This is a genomic window from Streptomyces hypolithicus, from assembly GCF_052934925.1.
Window position 1 is genome coordinate 83,831 of sequence record NZ_CM128811.1, and the last position, 16,299, is coordinate 100,129.

Genomic DNA, 16,299 nt, shown 5'->3' on the forward strand with positions numbered 1-16,299 from the left:
TGAGGGGGAAGGTGACCGACGTGTGGGACAGACTCCGCAAGTTCTTCGAGCCGCGTCCGGGAGGTACGTCGCAGGCACGTCAGGGAACGCGACAGCACAACATCTTCGAAGCCGCCGCGGCCTACGTGTCGGCCTGCGCGGAGGACGACGAGCCGCGCATCGACGAGGCGGCCGGCTGGGTCTCCCCCGAAGCGCTCTCCTTCGGTGTCAACGAGCTGGCGTGCCGGGCGGTGGTCGCCCTCGCGCGCGAGCGCGGGGAATCACCGCACAGCGTGGCGCGTGAGCTGCTCGGCCTCCCGGCCCCCTGACCGGGCCCTATTTCACCCCGTCCCTCGACGACCGGGTTACTCACTGGTTAGGGTGCGCCGACAACCGATCCGGCAGGGAGGGCGCCGTGACCGGGCCGGACACCGCTGAGGACGCCGAGGACGCACTGTTCGTGCTGACCGCGGTGCTGCTGACGCCCGCGCAGTTCCCGAGCGTGCTCGGCGACGACTACCCGCAGGCCTGTGCCGCCCTGGGCCTGGAGCCGTATGCCGAGGGTTACGGCCTGGTCCTCGGGCAGGACGGCACCGGGGCACGGTGGACCGTGGTGATCGACGACGTGTCACTGGTCGCGGTCGCCATCGCTTCCTGGGACTGCGGCATGGAGTACGACCTGTCTCCCGATGAGCGCACGGTCGTCGCAGGCCTGCCGGGCTGGCCGCTGCTGCTGGCGGTCGCCGCCCCCGGGATTCCGGCGCCCCATGACCCCGTTCCCGAGAACGGCGAGAGCGGCGGTCCCGGGGAGAACGGCATGAGCGTGCAGTGCCCGCTTTCGCCGCCCGACACCGACACGTGGGGGCCCGCCCAGCGGCGGCTCGGCGCTGACGAGATCGCCCTCCATTGGGCGGCCTGGCGGGACCAGATCGACGACGGGACGACCTTCGTGGCTCCTGGCGGCAAACCCGCACGCGGGTTTGCGGCGGGTGATCGAGGAGCTGCACGCTTACGTGGCCACCCCACCGCCACCGGGACGGGTGCGCTCCACCTTCGCGTCCGGCGACGCGCGTACCTTGCGCGCCGACGGTCCTGGCTGGTCGGTGGTCGCGCGCACCGACGACATCGCTTTCGTGCTGCTGGACGACGAGCCGGGTGAGGTGCTGCCGCTGGGCCGGGGCCCGGAACTGCCCGGTCTGCTGGAGGCGCTCGACAGGATGGCCGTACGACCCGCCTGACGGGGCCGTAGGGCGGGTGGAGGCTCGGCGGCTCAGAGGCTGTCGGGTGGCCGGTTGTGAGCGGGGCGTGACCGGTCACTCCGGTCGTCAGGCATGACGAAGGCCCCGGAATGATCACGCGGTGTGTATACGTGCGACAACTCCGGGGCCGTCAGCGGCTCATGCTATCCGTCCAGTCTCACCGATGCGATGTGGGCCATCGTCAAACCCCTGCTTCCTGTACCTGACCAGCGAAAAGGCGGTGGGATACGCAGGTACGGGGACCGGCTGGTGCTGGACTCGATCTTCTACGTGCTGCGGTCCGGCTGCCAGTGGCGGATGCTCCCGCACGACTTGATGCCCTGGGATGCCGCGCACCGCTGGTTCGCCAAGTGGCGTCGGGACGGCACCTGGGACCGCATCCACGACGAGCTCCGCCGCCAGGTCCGGATCGGGGCCGGGCGCGATCCCGAGCCGTCGGCCGCCGTGATCGACGCCCAGTCGATCAAGACCAGCGAGGGCGGCGAAGCCCGCGGGTTCGATGCGGGCAAGCGAACGACAGGGCGCAAGAGGCACGTGATCGTGGACACGATGGGCCTGCTGCTCGTCGTCGCGGTCACCTCCGCGTCCGTGCAGGACCGGGCGGGAGGCCGCATCGTCCTGGACCGCCTCGCGAAGGCGTTCCGCACCAACAGCCTGGTCTGGGCCGATGGCGGATACGCCAACTCCGTTGATTCCACACTGCTTTCATGGGCCCGGGACGCGTTGGGCATCGTGGTCGAGATCGTGAAGCGGACCGACGACGTCAAGGGCTTCAAGGTCCTGCCCCGCCGCTGGGTCGTAGAGCGAAGTTTCGGCTGGCTGGTCCGAAACCGCCGGCTGGCCCGGGACTACGAACGACTGACCGCAACCTCCGAGGCCATGATCAAGGTGGCGATGATCCGCCTGATGCTCGTCCGCCTCGCCGGGCAGTCCTCCCGGTGGAGCCACGAACCCCACCGCAAGACCGCCCGAGCCAAGACCGCCGAGGACCTCATCGCAGCGTAATCAACCGGCCACCCGACAGCCTCTCAGACGCGTTCGAGAGTTCGGTGCGGCTCGGCGGGGAGAACGGCACGGATCCGGTCGCCCGGCCTCACCACCCCACCCATGGTGACGATGCCCATGATTCCGGCCCGTCGCACGGTGTTGCCCTGCGCGTCCTTCCCGACGACCTGCTTCAGGAGGCCGGGACGGTAGGCGTCGATCTGGAGGCACGGGTTGCGCAGCCCGGTGACTTCCACGACCGCTTCGTCGCCGATGTGCAGCAGGGTGCCTTCGGGAAGCCCGAGAAGGTCCAGTCCGCGGGTGGTGATGTTCTCCCCGAGGCGACCGGGCGCCACCTCGAAACCCGCGTCCAACAGCTCGTCGAACAGCTCCTCGTGCATCAGGTGCACCTGACGCAGGTTCGGCTGTGTCGGGTCCTGCGCGACGCGGGAACGGTGCTTGACCGTCACTCCCGCGTGCACATCGCCCTCCACGCCGAGGCCCGCCAGCAAGGTGACGCTGTCGCGATTGGACTTGCTGAACGCGTATTCGGCGTTGCTGCTAACCGCTGTGACCGTGCCGCTGCCCCGGCGTTGACTCATGCGGAAATCCCCTCGTTCCGTGCCACTGCGTGATCTTCGTGGGGCACTGTATCGGCACGGCCCGGGGCCCGGCTCAGCGGCCGATCTCCTTGCGGGAGACACGGCGCAGCCTGCGGCGCTGCGAGTTGTCCAGCATCAGGTACGCCGCCACCGGCACACCGATCATGACCAGCAGGGCGGGCCAGAAACCGACCAGCCATATCAAGGCGATCCCCACCACCACACCACCAGCGGCGACCTTTGCGCTCTTCGACATCTTCGACGCCTCCTTCACGGCTGTTGCCGCTTTCTGTTTCGGTAACGCGCGCGGCCGCTCGTCAGTTCCGCAGTACGCCTGGGAGCTCATCGAGGGGTTGCGGCCGTCGCAAGCCTGAGCGGTGCCCCGACGTCGTGCATGTGGGTCAGTGCCTGGCGGTAGGAGTCGATCAGCCCTGTCTCGGCGTACGACACCCCCAGTGCCCGGCAGTGGGCGCGTACCAGCGGCTGGGCGTACCGCAGACACGGGCGCGCCATGCTCGGGAAGAGATGGTGCTCTATCTGGTAGTTCAGGCCGCCGAGGAACCAGTCGGTGAGCATCCCGGAACGCACATTGCGTGAGGTGAGGACCTGCCGGCGCAGGTGGCCCCAGCGCTCACCGTCGGGATCGGGCATCTCCATCCCCCCCTCCCTGCCACCCTTGGGTGAGACATCCCGTTATGCCGGGTTAGTCTGAGAGGGTGCGAAAGCCATGCCCAGGTGGAGCCCGAACAGAGCGTGATGCAGCAGGGCGAAAACGATGGCCTTGCCCGGTGACATGACGGTCAGCAGGAGACTCACGTACCCGGCGAGGTGTGCCACTAGAAGCATGCCTTCCAGGGCACGCTCACGCACCGGCTGGCGGCGCAGATACTGGAAACCGTAGATCTTCAGGGCGATGCCTTCGAGCAGCAGCATCGGGAAGAACAGCCGTGCCTGATTACGGGTGAGCCAACGTGTGAAGCCTTCGCGCTGTTCGGCCTGCTTCTGGGTCCATACGAGCGCCCCCACGCCGACATCGGGGTCCTTGTCGATGTGGTTCGGGTTCGCGTAGTGGCGTACGTGCTTGTCGTTCCACCACGCCTGGTTCATACCGAGCAGCAGATTGCTGTGCACCAGGCTGATCACGAGGCCGATCCGCCGGTTGCCCGTTATCTGTGCGTGCCCGGCGTCGTGTCCGACGAAGGCCGTGCGAGCCCACAGCACGGTCAGCGGAACGGCGAGCAGCAGGGTCCACCAGGAGTCGCCGACCAGGACGAGCGCAGTGATCACGGCCGCCAGCCCCACGAGGTTGGCGAAGATCCCTCGTGCGTACCAGCCGGTGCGCCGGTTCAGAAGGCCCTGCTCTCTGACGCTTCGCAGGAGCGGGGCGAAATCGCTCCCCGACGTGCCTGTCGTGGGGTCGGCGACAGAAGCGGCCTGGGGCATGTGGGTCTCCGGTCTGTGGGGCTCTGAGCTCACGAAACTACGCACCGGGGCGCTCGAAGACCATGGCGTCAGCACCCGTGCTCCCCTGGTGCCACCCCCAGGCCGTACAGGGTGCCTGGTACACCTGCGCAGGTCGGATGCTGTAGCGACTTCGAACCCAGCTAGTCCCCACCGCCCCACCCCGGCGGCTGTACGCCCCCGCCCCCGTGGCCCACTCCGGGCGGCGGGTGGCCGTTACGTGTCGCTCTGCACCAACACCACCGCGAGCGCCGTAGCCGGGTCGTGCTCGGCCGGACCCGCACCCCTGACCGGAGGGCAGGCACGTGCGGCACACCACTTCGCGCAGCGGTGCCCAATAACCGCATTGGTGCGGCCACCCGGAGCGACGCCCTGTCCGCCGGATGACGGCGTCCGCGCTGCGAACCGGGCCCTGCTTCCCTAATGTCTGTTGATGGAGCGCTGTCTGTGGGCCGAGCACCGCAGCGGCGTGAGGGACGGGTCCCAATCGGGTGCCCGCCCAGCCGACCCCGGAGGAGCCCCCATGCCGGAGCTGTTCATCGGTGGCGAATGGACCGCCGCCGTCGACGGGCAGGTTCGCGAGATCCGCTGCCCCGCCGACGGCACCCTGGTCGCGACCGTCGACGAGGCAGGCCCGAAGGACGCCGCCGCCGCGATCGCCGCCGCCCGTGACGCCTTCGACCGCGGCCCGTGGCCGGCCACCCCCGCCGCCGAGCGGGGCAGGCTGCTGCTGCGCGTCGCCGGCCTGCTGGAACGCGACAAGGACGCCCTCGCCCGAGCCGAATCCCTGGACACCGGGAAACGGCTCGTCGAGAGCGAGTACGACATGGACGACATCGCGAACTGCTTCCGCTACTTCGGCAACCTGGCGGCCTCCGGCGGAGCCGACCGCATCGTCGACACCGGCAACCCGGAGGCGGACAGCCGGGTGGTGCACGAACCGGTCGGCGTGTGCGCGCTGATCACTCCGTGGAACTATCCGCTCCTCCAGACCGCCTGGAAGGTCGCCCCCGCCATCGCGGCGGGCAACACGTTCGTCCTCAAGCCGAGCGAACTGACCCCGCATACCGCCATCATCCTGATGCGGCTGCTGGCCGAGGCCGGGCTGCCCGACGGAGTCGCGAACCTCGTCCTGGGTGCCGGGCCCACCGCGGGTGCGCCACTCAGTGAAGACCCCAGGGTCGACCTGGTGTCCTTCACGGGCGGGCTCGTCACCGGCCGCCGCATCATGGCCGCCGCGGCGCCCACGGTGAAGAAAGTGGCCCTGGAGCTCGGCGGCAAGAACCCCAACATCGTCTTCGCCGACGCCGACTTCGAGACGGCCGTCGACTACGCACTGATGGCGGTGTTCCTGCACTCCGGGCAGGTCTGCTCGGCCGGGGCACGGCTGCTCGTCCAAAGCGAACTGCACGACGCGTTCGTCGACGCGGTGGTCGAGCGGGCGCGGGCGATCCCGCTGGGCGGTCCGTTCGACGAGAACGCCCGTACCGGACCGCTCATCTCCGCGGCGCACCGCGACAAGATCGAGGCGTACGTGTCCGCGGGACTGGCCGAGGGCGCGGTACTGCGCTGCGGTGGCCAACGCCCCGACGACCCCGCACTGCGGGACGGCTTCTACTACCTGCCGACCGTGCTGGACGACTGCACCCCCGGCATGTCGGTCGTACGGGACGAGTCGTTCGGCCCGGTGCTCACTGTCGAACGCTTTCGCAACGAGGACGAGGCAGTCGCGCTCGCCAACGACACCGTCTACGGACTGACCGGAGCGGTGTGGACCCAGGATGTCGGCCGCGGTCACCGGGTCGCCTCGCGGATGCGCGCCGGAACCGTGTGGATCAACGATTTCCACCCGTACGTGCCCCAGGCCGAATGGGGCGGAATGAAGCAGTCCGGCTTCGGCCGCGAACTCGGTCCCGCCGGACTGGCGGAGTACCAGGAAGCCAAGCACATCTGGCGCAATCTCTCGCCGAGCCCGCAGAGGTGGTTCGAATGAGCACAGACCCAGGCAGCGTGGGCAAGGATCCGGGTCCCGCGGATGCCGCCCGGACCCAGACCCAGGAAGACGACGACGCCCTCGGCGAGCTCGGCTACCGGCCCGAACTCAAGCGCACCCTCGGCAACTTCCACACCTTCGCCGCCGGGGTCAGCTACATCTCGATCCTGACCGGCACCTTCCAGCTGTTCTTCTTCGGCGTCAGTTTCGGCGGCCCGGCCTACTGGTGGTCCTGGCCGATGGTCTTCGTCGGACAGCTGATGGTGGCCCTGTGCTTCTGCGAGCTGGCCGCCCGCTATCCGGTCGCCGGGTCCATCTACAACTGGGCCAAGAGCATGGGCGGCCCGCACGTCGGCTGGCTCGGTGGCTGGATGATGATGACCGCCACCATGGTGACCCTGTCGGCCGTGGCGCTCGCCTACCAGATCACGCTGCCGCAGATCGACAGCTGGTTCCAGTTCGTCGGCGACGGCAGCGGCAAGAACGACGCGGCGGCCAATGCCGTTCTCCTCGGTTCGGTGCTCATTCTCTTCTCGACCCTGGTGAACGCCTTCGGCGTCCAGCTCATGGCCCGGATCAACTCGGCAGGCGTGTTCATCGAGCTCATCGGCGCCGTCGCGCTGATCATCTTCCTGGCGGCGCACATCACCCGCGGCCCCAGCAACGTCCTGACGGAGACGTACGGGCTCGGCAGCGGCGAGAGCCTGGGCTACTTCGGCGCGTTCCTCACCGCCTCACTGGCCTCCGCGTATGTCATGTACGGCTTCGACACGGCGGCCTCGCTCGGCGAGGAGTCCCACAACCCGAGCAAGAACGCGCCACGGGCCATCCTGCGGGCGCTCATCGCGTCCTTCCTCATCGGCGGACTCATCCTGCTGTTCGCCCTGATGTCCGTACCGGATCTGCAGGCCGAGGAGCTGTCGACGATCGGCCTGCAGTACGTCGTCCTGGAGACGCTGGGCTCGACGATCGGCGAGATCTTCCTGTGGTGCGTGGTCATCGCCATCACCGTCTGCGTGCTGGCCGTGCAGGCCGCCGGTATCCGGCTGATGTTCGCGATGGCGCGGGACAACAACCTCCCGGCGGGAACCCATCTCGCCCGTGTGAGCCCCCGCTTCCAGACACCGGTGGTGCCGGCCGTGCTGATCGGTGTGGTGGGCGTCGTCATCCTGGTCGTCAACGTCAACCAGCCGCAGATCTTTTCGGTGATCACAAGTATCGCGATCGTCATGATCTACGTGGCCTACCTTCTGGTCACCGTACCCATGCTGATCAAGCGCCTGCGCGGCACCTGGAAGCCGGCCGAGGGCAGCTTCTCCCTCGGCCGGCTCGGGTTGCCCATCAACCTGGTGGCCGTGCTGTGGGGGACCGCGATGGCGCTGAACCTCGCCTGGCCGCGCGCCGAGGTCTACAACGCCACGGGGCCGCAGCACTGGTATCTGCGCTGGGGTGCCTTCGTGTTCATCGGCATCGTGGCGCTCGGGGGCTTCGCCTACTACTGGTTCGTGCAGCGGCACAAGACCGGCGTACTCGACGAGCACCGGTTCGAGGCGGTGGCCGCCGATCCGACCCAGCCTCCACCGGCCGCCGGGCCCTGACCGGCTGAAGAACCTGACTGCCGTGACCGACGATCCGACTGACGCTGGAGACGCCATGCCCGCAGAGAGCCCCCTGGCCGCGTTCGACTACGTCGTGGTCGGCGGCGGTACGGCAGGTGCCGTCGTCGCCGCGCGACTGAGCGAGGACCCCGACGTCAGCGTTTGCGTGCTGGAGGCAGGCCCCTCCGATGTGGGCGACGACAGCGTTCTGCGGCTCGACCGGTGGATGGCTCTGCTGGAGACCGGCTACGACTGGGACTACCCGGTGGAACCGCAGGAGAACGGCAACAGCTTCATGCGCCACGCCCGGGCCAAGGTGCTCGGTGGCTGCTCGTCGCACAACTCCTGCATCGCCTTCTGGGCACCGGCCGAGGACCTCGACGAGTGGGGGGCACTCGGCTGTACGGGCTGGAGCGCGGCGGACTGTTTTCCGCTCTACCAGCGCTTGGAGACCAACGACGCACCCGGCGACCACCACGGCCGCTCGGGCCCTGTCACCATCCGCACCATCCCGCCGAACGACCCGTGCGGCGCCGCGCTGCTCGAGGCGTGCGCGGCGGCGAAGATCCCCACCACCCCGTTCAACACGGGCCGCACGGTGGTCCGTGGCGCCCACTGGTTCCAGATCAACAGCCGCCACGACGGAACCCGCGCGTCGGCGTCCGTCTCGTACCTGCATCCCCTGGTCGGGAAACGGCCCAACCTCGAGGTGCGTACCGGTCTCCAGGCCAAGCGCCTCCTGTTCGACGAGAGCGGCGGACGCTGCACGGGCGTGGAGTACCTGGAGCCGGACACCATTCACAGCGGCGCCGTGACGGCGCGCCGCGAGGTCGTCGTGGCCTGCGGGGCCATCGACTCGCCGAAGCTGCTGATGCTGTCCGGCATCGGACCGGCGGCTCACCTGCGGGAGTGCGGCGTGGAGGTACGGGTGGACTCCCCCGGGGTCGGCTCGCATCTCCAGGACCACCCGGAGGGCGTGATCATGTGGGAAGCGAAGCAGCCCATGGTGACGTCTTCCACCCAGTGGTGGGAGATCGGCATCTTCGCCGACACCGAACCCGGCCTGGACCGCCCGGACCTGATGTTCCACTACGGCTCGGTGCCCTTCGACATGAACACCTACCGGCGCGGCTACCCGACCTCGGACAACGCCTTCTGCCTCACCCCGAACGTCACCCGCGCCCGCTCTGTCGGCACGGTCCGGCTGCGCACCCGCGACTTCCGCGACAAGCCGAAGGTGGACCCCCGGTACTTCACGCATGAGCACGACATCCGGGTGATGACGTACGGGCTGCGCCTCGCCCGTACGATCGTCGGCCAGGCGGCGATGGCCGGCTGGGCGGGCGCGGAGCTGGCCCCCGGGCCGGACGCACGGAGCGACGAGGAGCTGTTCGCGTACATCCGTCAGACCCACAACACCGTCTACCACCCGGCGGGGACCGTGCGGATGGGCGCGCCCAGCGACGTGGCGTCGCCCCTCGACCCGCAACTGCGGGTCAAGGGGGTCGCGGGGCTACGGGTGGCGGACGCGTCCGTGATGCCGTTCTTGCCCGCCGTCAATCCGTGCATCACCACGATGATGATCGGCGAGAAGTGCGCGGACATGATGAAGGCGACCCGAGCCGGATGAAGGCGACCTGTCAGCCGGCAGGACTGTCGCCGCGCAGCCGCAGCACCTGCTGCTCCAGGCGTTCGAGGCTGCGCTCGAGAGCGTCGTTCACGGCATCGCCGGGATCGTGGTCCTCGTCGAAGAACGACAGGTGCACGGTCACTTCGCTGGCTCCGCTCTCGACTCCCGCTACTTGCAGCCAGCCCGTGTAGCTGCCGTCACCCTTGCTCCCCCACTCCAGACGCATCTGGTCCTTGTGGGCGCGAAACAGACCGGCGGTGTCCTCGTCCGTGCGGTCCTCGTGGACAGTGACGGTGGGCGGCTCTTCGGAGCGTACGTGCAGATCCTCCGGCATCCACTGACTCATCTGATCAAGATTGGCCGCCTGATCGAAGACCTGCTCGGCGAGAGCGGGCATCGTGCGGGAACGTTCGTATTCAGTCATCGGTACACCTTTCAGTCGCCGTTCATGATGTGAAGAGGTCAGGATGCGAAGAGAACAGGCCGTGCAGAGGTCAGGGCGTGCAGAGGACTTCGGCCGACATCGGCCAGGGTTCATCCGCGGGCGGATGTCATCGTGCGTCGCACCGCTCCAGTGTTCTGTGCTCCATATTTGCCGTCGGGTGCCGTCGGCGCGAGCGGAGGAGTGGGACGGCCCCACCCCGGCCGGGGTGCCGGCTGCGGGGGCTTGCTGCCAGCTTCCTGGCAAGCGGCGCAAGCCCGACCGAGCCGGCGTGACCGAATGACCGGATGGAAGGTCGCTGCCGATGCCGGACGTCCGCAGGGCAGAACCTGTGCCCACACCGATCAGGCCGCGCCCGGTGTACGGCCCGCGACTGCGCGGGGCTGCGAAGAGTGCCTGGCCGAGGGCGGGAGTTGGGTGCATCTGCGCATGTGTCTGGCCTGTGGGCACGTGGGCTGTTGCGACAGCTCACGCGGGCAGCACGCGTGGGCTCACGCCGACCGAACGGAGCATGCTCTGGCACGGTCCGTCGAGAAGGGCGAGCGATGGGCCTGGTGCTATCGGGACGAGTTGTTCCTGGAGCCGGTCGCCGAATGAGCACGCGCCCGGGCGTCTCCCGATCGCCCGTCAGGGCCTGAGGCCGCCCACCACGTGGGCGGTGGCGGCGATGCCGCTCTGGATGGTCGGCCCCATGCTGGTGCCGGCCAGGAAGAAGCCGAGCAGGGCGCAGACCAGGGCGTGCGAGACCTTCAGTCCCCCGTTGCGCAGGAAGATCACCGCGAGAATCAGCAGGAGCAGCACCACTGAGATCGAAATGGCCATCGCCAACCTCCTCCGCCGCGCATGATGTGCGGCATTCGGCCGTCAGTCTGGCGTAGCGCAGGGGCTGAACGGGCGGAAGAGATGTACGCCGTACGGGTGTTGACTGGTTGTGACGACCGGCTACGCGTCGTCCTGCGTACGCGGGACCGTCGCCTGTGTCGCAGGTGTCGCCTGCACCGGCCGGAACTCAGGCGGTCGCGATCTCCCGCCAGCGCAGGGTGCGGTCGCACCAGCGCTCCAGGAGGACCCTGTCGTGGCCCACGGCCAGCAGGCCCGCGCCGTTTTCGCGCCGGTACTGCTCGACCACGGCGACCAGCGCGGCCGTCGTGGAGGCATCCAGCATCGCGGTCATCTCGTCGCAGACCAGCCAGCGGGGGCGCAGTACCAGGGCGCGGGCCAGGCAGGCGCGTTGCAGTTGGCCGTCGCTCACCTCGTGCGGGCGCCGGGCGAGGAGATCGTCGCCGAGTCCGACGGTGGCGGCCAGGTCGCCGACAGCTGAACCGGCTTCGCTGCGGCGCCCGGTGGCGCGCAGCGGTTCGGCTATCAGGTCGCGTAGCCGCAGGCGGGGATCGGCGGAGAGCCGGGGCTGCTGGAACACGACGCCGATGGCGGTGCGCTGTTCGCGCGGGGCGCGGTGGCGCCAGCCGGTGACGGTGCGGCCGTCCAGGATGACGGTTCCGGCATCGGGGCGGTGCAGGAGGGCGGCGACTTTGGCGAGGGTCGACTTGCCGCAGCCGCTCGGGCCGAGCAGACCCACCGCTTCGCCCGGCTCGACGCTGAGGCGTGCGTCCCGTACGACAGGTGTGCCGCGCCGGTAGCCGGCAGTGATCGCGTCGAGTTCAAGCACGGGAACGCTCCTCGGCGCTTCGCGGGTGGTGGCAGGCGACGCCGTCGGTGAAGGCCGGCTGCGCGGCGCAGGACTCGGTGGCGTACGTACAGCGGGCGGCGAACGCGCAACCGGTCGGCAGGTCACCCAGTTCGGGCGGCATACCGGGGACCGGTGTGAAAGCGCGCTCGGGAAGGGCGTTCAACAGGCCCCGAGCGTACGGGTGGAAGGGACCGGGGTCGCCGAAGAACCGCGCTCCGTCACTCAGCTCAACGATGCGTCCCGCGTACATCACGGCGACGCGGTCGGCTATGCGTGCGGCGGCCGCGAGGTCGTGGGTGATCATCAGCAGGGCGTGGCCGTCGTCGACGTGGCGGCGCAGCTCGTCGACGGTGCGGTCGACGAGGTCGCGGTCGAGACCGGTGGTCGGCTCGTCCGCGAGCAGCAGGGGTGCCCCACCGACGAGGGCGAGGGCGGTCGCGGCGCGCTGCGCGAGGCCGCCGGAGAGCTCGTGCGGACAGCGGTCCAGATGGTCCTCGGGGAACGCTGCCCGCCCGGCTGCGGCACCTATGGCATCGCGCAGGGCCTGTCCCCGTGCCCCCGTCAGCTCCCGCAGTGCCTCTGCGAGCTGCGCTCCGACGGTGCGTACGGGGGTGAGGTGCGCGGCGGGGCTCTGCGGTACGAGTCCTATGCGGCGCCCGCGCACCGTGCGTGCCAGAGTGCGTTCGTCGGCGGTGAGCAGGTCGATGTCGTCCAGGAGCGCGGATCCGGCCGTCTGGGCGTTGCCGGGGAGCAGTCCGAGGAGCGCGGACACGAGTACGGACTTGCCGCAGCCGCTCTCACCGACGAGGGCGAGGCACTCCCCCGGGGCCAGCTCGAAACTGGCATCCGTGACGGCTGCGACGTGCCGTCCCCCGCTCATCCGGAAGCGCACGGAGAGCCCGTGAACGGACAGCAGCGGTTCCGGGGAACGGCCCGCGAACTGAGCGTTCCCGGGAAGGCTCGAAAACGCGTCCTCGGAACGCTCCGAAACCAGTGCGTCTGCGGTGGCGGGCGCCGGGCCGGCCTTCTGGGGCGTGGCCTTCTGTGGCGTGGTCACAGCATCAGCTCCGATCGGCGGCGGGGGTTGGTCCGTTCCCGCCAGGCGCCGGCCAGGCCCGCGATGGCGAGGGTCGGGATGATCAGAAGAAGGCCCGGGAAGAGCGTCGGCCACCAGTCGCCCGCCAACAGCGAACTGCGCGCCGACTGGACCAGGTTGCCGAGGCTGGCCTGGTGCGTCGGCAGACCGAGGCCCAGGAAGGACAGCGCCGATTCGTGCCACATCGCGTGGGGCACCATCAGGACCGCGGCGAGCCCGGCCTGTGGCAGAACGCCGGGGAGAAGGTGCCGTACCGCGACCCGCCACCGTGAGGCGCCGCCGGAGACCGCGGCGTCGACGTAGGGGCGAGCGCGCAGTGACAGGACTTCGGAGCGGACGATACGGGCCGTGGACAGCCAGTGGGTCACCGCGACCGAGACGATCACCGGCCAGACACCGGGCCGGAACATCGCCACCACGAAGATGCCGAGCAGCAGGTGTGGCACGGACGAGAAGGTGTCGACGAGCCGCATCACGAGACGGTCGGTCCAGCCGCCGAACGCTGCGGCCGTCGCGCCCACCGCCGTTCCGATGAACGTCGCGACGAGCGCCGCCACCAGGCCGACCAGCAGCGACACACGCAGCCCGTAGACGCAGCGCAGCAGCAGGTCGCGGCCCACGTCGTCGGTCCCGAAGGGGTGGGCCAGGGACGGCGGCTGGAGCTTCATCGACAAGTCGACGGCTTGCTGGTCGAGGTTGGCCAGCGGGGGTACGACAAGGACGGCCAGCGCCACCACGGCCACGATCACCGCCGAGGTGCGTACACGCAGGGTGCGCGTCGAGCGGCGGGTGCGCCCGTGAGAGCGCCACACAGGCGCACCGGCCGACTGGGCCTCGGACCGGGCCTCGGACCCGGCTGCGGACCGGGCCTCGCTCATCTGCGTCTCAGCCATCGAAGCCCACCCTCGGGTCCGCGAGTCCGTACAGCAGGTCGGAGAGCAGGTTCCCGGCGAGTACGGCAGCCGTGGCCAGTACGGTCAGCGCCGCCAGCAGTGGGAAGTCCACCGAGGTGGCCGCCTCGACGGTCGCCGCCGCGATGCCCGGCCAGCTGAAAACCGTCTCGACGAGCAGCGCCCCGGTGATGAGTTCGGGCACGCGGGAGCCGACGAGCGTGAGCGTCGGGAGCATGCCGGAGCGCAGAGCGTGGCCGAGCAGCACGGTCCGTTCGCTGAGCCCCCGCGCGCGGGCTCCCCGTACCGGGTCCTCCTCCAGCGCGTCGGCGACACCCTGGCGCACGTAAAGGAAGAACCAGGGAAGCTGCGACACCCCGAGAACGGCCGCCGGCAGCACCAGGTGTGTGGCGACCTGCCCGAAGGTCACCACCTCGCTGCCGGTGTCGGTCAGACCGCCGGCGGGGAGCACCCCCAGCTCCAGCGCGAAGAGCCACATGGCGAGCAGGCCGAGCCAGAAAGCGGGCGCCGCTTCCAGGGTGTACGCCGCCGAGCTGACCGCCCGGTCCAGCCAGCCGCCCGGCCTGCGTGCGGCCAGCACGCCCAGCGACGTACCGAGAAGGATGGCGACCGCGAATGCGGTGACGGCGAGCAGCACCGACCAGCCGAGGCGTTCGGTGATGACGTCGGTGACGGGCTGGCGCATCACGCTGGAGTCGCCGAGGTCCCCGGTGACGGCCGAGGCGAGCCAGTTCCACCAGCGCTCGACGAGGGGCTGGTCGACGCCGAGGTTGACGCGCAGCTGATCGAGGTTGTCCTGTGAGGTGGTGAGACCGGCCGTGCCCGCGTACGCCTTGACGGGGTCGAACGGCGAGGCGGCGGCGACGGCGAAAACGCCGAACGTCACCGTCAGCAGGACGGGGGCGGCGAACAGGATCCGCCGCCCCGTCATCCTCGCCATCGGCGCCCAGGGGAGCTTCCGGCTGAGGTCGGTCACTTCTTCGGCGTCCAGTCCTCGACGTTCCACCAGGGGCCGGAGGCCAGACCGTGGTCGTGCGGCTCGATCTGGGTCGACAGCCCGGACCACGCGTCGTCGATGACGTAGAGGTGGTCGATGTGGGTGAGGAAGGTGTAGCCGGGGTTCTTCACGAGTTCGCGCTGGATCGTGTCGTACGCGGCCTTGCGCTCGGCCTTCTCGCCGCTCTCGCGGCCCGCCTTGAGAGCCTGGTCGACGGCCGGGTTGTCGTACTGCGCCATGTTGTTGAAGGCGTCGCCGGCGAGGGTGGACTGGAGCAGCGTGTACTGGTCGAAGTCCGGGTCGCCCGGCGCTCCGCCGCCCGCGAGCACCGCGTCCTGCTTCATGCGCGGCATGATGACCTCCCAGGTGCCGGCCTGGGTCTTGATGTCGATTCCGGCCTTCTTCGCGTCGGACGCGTAGGCGAGGGCGTGGTCCTGGCGGAGCTTGTCGCCGGACACGTACCAGAGCGGGAACTCGGCGCGTACCCCGTTCTTGACGCGGATACCGTCGGGGCCGGGCTTCCAGCCGGCTTCGTCGAGGACCTTCTTCGCTCCGGCCGGGTCGTGGCTGCGCTCGGTGCCCTTGGTGAACCAGGGACTGTCCGTCGGTACGGGACCGTACGCCGGCTTGCCCGCGCCTTCGAGGATCCGGTCGACCATGGCCTGGCGGTCCACGGCGACGTCGAGGGCGCGCCGCACGTCCCTGTCGCCCGCGACCTTGTTGTGGGTGGGCAGCGTCACCGTGCGGTAGTCGAAGGACTTGGCGGCGTACGTCACCTTTCCGTCGGCGTCCCGGAAGGCCTTGGCGAGGTTGGGCGGCAGGGTGGCGCCGTCGAGGTCGCCGGTGCGCAGGCGGGTGGCCCGAACGTCGTCGTCCTTGATGATCGCCATGGTGAACTTCTTCACCCTCGGCACGCCGCCCCAGTAGCGGGGGTTGGCCGCGAAGCTGAGCTTCTCGCCCTTGGACCAGCCGGTCAGGACGTACGGTCCGGTGCCGACCGGCTTCGTGGTGAACGGGCCGCTGTTGACGTCCTGGCCGCCCGCGGCGTGCTCGGGAGCGATCGGCAGCACGGTGCGCTCGGCGAACGGGGCGTAGGAGTACTTGAGCGTGAAGACGACCTTGTGGTCGCCCTCGGCCCGCACGTCCTCGACGGCGTCGAGTTCGGTCTTGGAGGCGTTGTTGGTCTTCTTGTCGAGGATGGTCTCGTAGGTGAAGACCACATCCTCGGACGTGAAGGGCTTTCCGTCGCTGAACTTCACTCCCTGGCGCAGGGTGTACGTGTAGGTGCGGCCGTCGTCGGTGACTTCGGGAAGCTCGGCGGCGAGCGCGGGCTTCAGCCGCGTCCGGTCGTCGAAGGCCAGCAGCCCGTCGAAGATCTTGGAGTTGCCGTCCTTGCCGTAGCCGAGGAGGGGACTGAGCGTCTCGGGCTCGTACGCGATACCGACGACCGCCGAGTCCTTGGCACCGCCGGCTCCGTCCGCGGACCCCCCCGGCTTGGAACAGGCCGCCGCGGTGACGGCCAGTGTTACGGCCAGCGTCGCGGCGGCCGCCCCACGTATCGATCGGGACAGCATGGCTCTCCTCACCCCTAATAAAGATCAACAGTTGTTGCGAACAGCTCGCAATTAAACCGTAGAGAAAGGGGTGCGCGATACAG

General features: G+C 69.5%; 15 protein-coding genes and 2 pseudogenes. 7 read left to right on the plus strand and 10 right to left on the minus strand.

Going from position 1 to position 16,299, the window contains the following annotated elements; all coding sequences use genetic code 11:
* The first annotated feature begins 20 nt into the window (after positions 1-20).
* The 3 genes and pseudogenes from ACU6WZ_RS00475 (at position 21) to ACU6WZ_RS00485 (ending at position 2,243) form a co-directional block, all read left to right on the plus strand.
* On the plus strand, positions 21-308 hold the full coding sequence (locus ACU6WZ_RS00475) for a hypothetical protein (RefSeq protein WP_447031104.1): 288 nt from the start codon (positions 21-23) through the stop codon (positions 306-308).
* 86 nt (positions 309-394) lie between these two features.
* Positions 395-1,217, plus strand: a pseudogene (locus tag ACU6WZ_RS00480) (hypothetical protein).
* 123 nt (positions 1,218-1,340) lie between these two features.
* Positions 1,341-2,243 carry an IS5 family transposase gene (locus ACU6WZ_RS00485; RefSeq protein ID WP_447031105.1) on the plus strand — a complete coding sequence of 301 codons (903 nt, stop codon included), beginning with the start codon at positions 1,341-1,343 and terminating at the stop codon, positions 2,241-2,243.
* A gap of 23 nt (positions 2,244-2,266) precedes the next feature.
* On the opposite strand, the gene ACU6WZ_RS00490 is transcribed toward ACU6WZ_RS00485, so the two are convergent.
* The 3 genes and pseudogenes from ACU6WZ_RS00490 to ACU6WZ_RS00500 all read right to left on the minus strand — a co-directional run bounded on the left by ACU6WZ_RS00490 (position 2,267) and on the right by ACU6WZ_RS00500 (position 4,267).
* On the minus strand, positions 2,267-2,824 hold the full coding sequence (locus ACU6WZ_RS00490) for an MOSC domain-containing protein (protein WP_447031106.1): 558 nt from the start codon (positions 2,822-2,824) through the stop codon (positions 2,267-2,269).
* Between the two features lie 73 nt (positions 2,825-2,897).
* Positions 2,898-3,080, minus strand: coding sequence for a tail-anchor membrane protein (locus tag ACU6WZ_RS00495; RefSeq protein ID WP_447031107.1), 183 nt, complete (start codon positions 3,078-3,080; stop codon positions 2,898-2,900).
* A gap of 86 nt (positions 3,081-3,166) precedes the next feature.
* Positions 3,167-4,267, minus strand: a pseudogene (locus ACU6WZ_RS00500) (fatty acid desaturase family protein).
* Between the two features lie 541 nt (positions 4,268-4,808).
* Here ACU6WZ_RS00500 and ACU6WZ_RS00505 point away from each other — a divergent pair.
* Genes ACU6WZ_RS00505 through ACU6WZ_RS00515 form a run of 3 tightly spaced genes read left to right on the plus strand, consistent with a single transcriptional unit; the run spans position 4,809 to position 9,506 of the window.
* Positions 4,809-6,278 (plus strand): aldehyde dehydrogenase family protein, encoded by a 1,470-nt coding sequence (locus tag ACU6WZ_RS00505; protein WP_447031108.1) that lies wholly within the window; start codon positions 4,809-4,811, stop codon positions 6,276-6,278.
* Positions 6,275-7,876 carry an APC family permease gene (locus tag ACU6WZ_RS00510; RefSeq protein ID WP_447031109.1) on the plus strand — a complete coding sequence of 534 codons (1,602 nt, stop codon included), beginning with the start codon at positions 6,275-6,277 and terminating at the stop codon, positions 7,874-7,876. Before ACU6WZ_RS00505 ends, ACU6WZ_RS00510 begins: the two co-directional genes overlap by 4 nt.
* A 55-nt stretch (positions 7,877-7,931) precedes the next feature.
* A complete protein-coding gene (locus tag ACU6WZ_RS00515) occupies positions 7,932-9,506 on the plus strand; it encodes a GMC family oxidoreductase (protein WP_447031110.1) in 1,575 nt (524 codons plus the stop codon).
* A gap of 10 nt (positions 9,507-9,516) precedes the next feature.
* On the opposite strand, the gene ACU6WZ_RS00520 is transcribed toward ACU6WZ_RS00515, so the two are convergent.
* Entirely contained in the window at positions 9,517-9,930 is a 414-nt protein-coding gene (locus ACU6WZ_RS00520) for an SRPBCC family protein (protein ID WP_447031111.1), read from the minus strand.
* Positions 9,931-10,377: 447 nt separating this feature from the next.
* Here ACU6WZ_RS00520 and ACU6WZ_RS00525 point away from each other — a divergent pair, with 447 nt between their 5' ends.
* Positions 10,378-10,545: a UBP-type zinc finger domain-containing protein gene (locus ACU6WZ_RS00525; RefSeq protein WP_447034307.1), complete on the plus strand. Its 168-nt coding sequence runs from the start codon at positions 10,378-10,380 to the stop codon at positions 10,543-10,545.
* Positions 10,546-10,575: 30 nt separating this feature from the next.
* Here ACU6WZ_RS00525 and ACU6WZ_RS00530 read toward each other — a convergent pair whose 3' ends face one another.
* From ACU6WZ_RS00530 to ACU6WZ_RS00555, 6 genes are all read right to left on the minus strand, one after another.
* Positions 10,576-10,770, minus strand: a complete 195-nt coding sequence (locus ACU6WZ_RS00530) for a hypothetical protein (RefSeq protein ID WP_447031112.1) — start codon at positions 10,768-10,770, stop codon at positions 10,576-10,578.
* 187 nt (positions 10,771-10,957) lie between these two features.
* Entirely contained in the window at positions 10,958-11,617 is a 660-nt protein-coding gene (locus ACU6WZ_RS00535; RefSeq protein ID WP_447031113.1) for an ABC transporter ATP-binding protein, read from the minus strand.
* A complete protein-coding gene (locus ACU6WZ_RS00540; RefSeq protein ID WP_447031114.1) occupies positions 11,610-12,695 on the minus strand; it encodes an ABC transporter ATP-binding protein in 1,086 nt (361 codons plus the stop codon). Before ACU6WZ_RS00540 ends, ACU6WZ_RS00535 begins: the two co-directional genes overlap by 8 nt.
* A complete protein-coding gene (locus tag ACU6WZ_RS00545; protein WP_447034309.1) occupies positions 12,692-13,612 on the minus strand; it encodes an ABC transporter permease in 921 nt (306 codons plus the stop codon). The genes ACU6WZ_RS00540 and ACU6WZ_RS00545 overlap by 4 nt, the downstream gene beginning before the upstream one ends.
* Before the next feature lie 7 nt (positions 13,613-13,619).
* Positions 13,620-14,585, minus strand: coding sequence for an ABC transporter permease (locus ACU6WZ_RS00550; protein WP_447034310.1), 966 nt, complete (start codon positions 14,583-14,585; stop codon positions 13,620-13,622).
* Positions 14,586-14,617: 32 nt separating this feature from the next.
* A complete protein-coding gene (locus tag ACU6WZ_RS00555) occupies positions 14,618-16,216 on the minus strand; it encodes an ABC transporter substrate-binding protein (protein WP_447031115.1) in 1,599 nt (532 codons plus the stop codon).
* Positions 16,217-16,299: the final 83 nt, after the last annotated feature.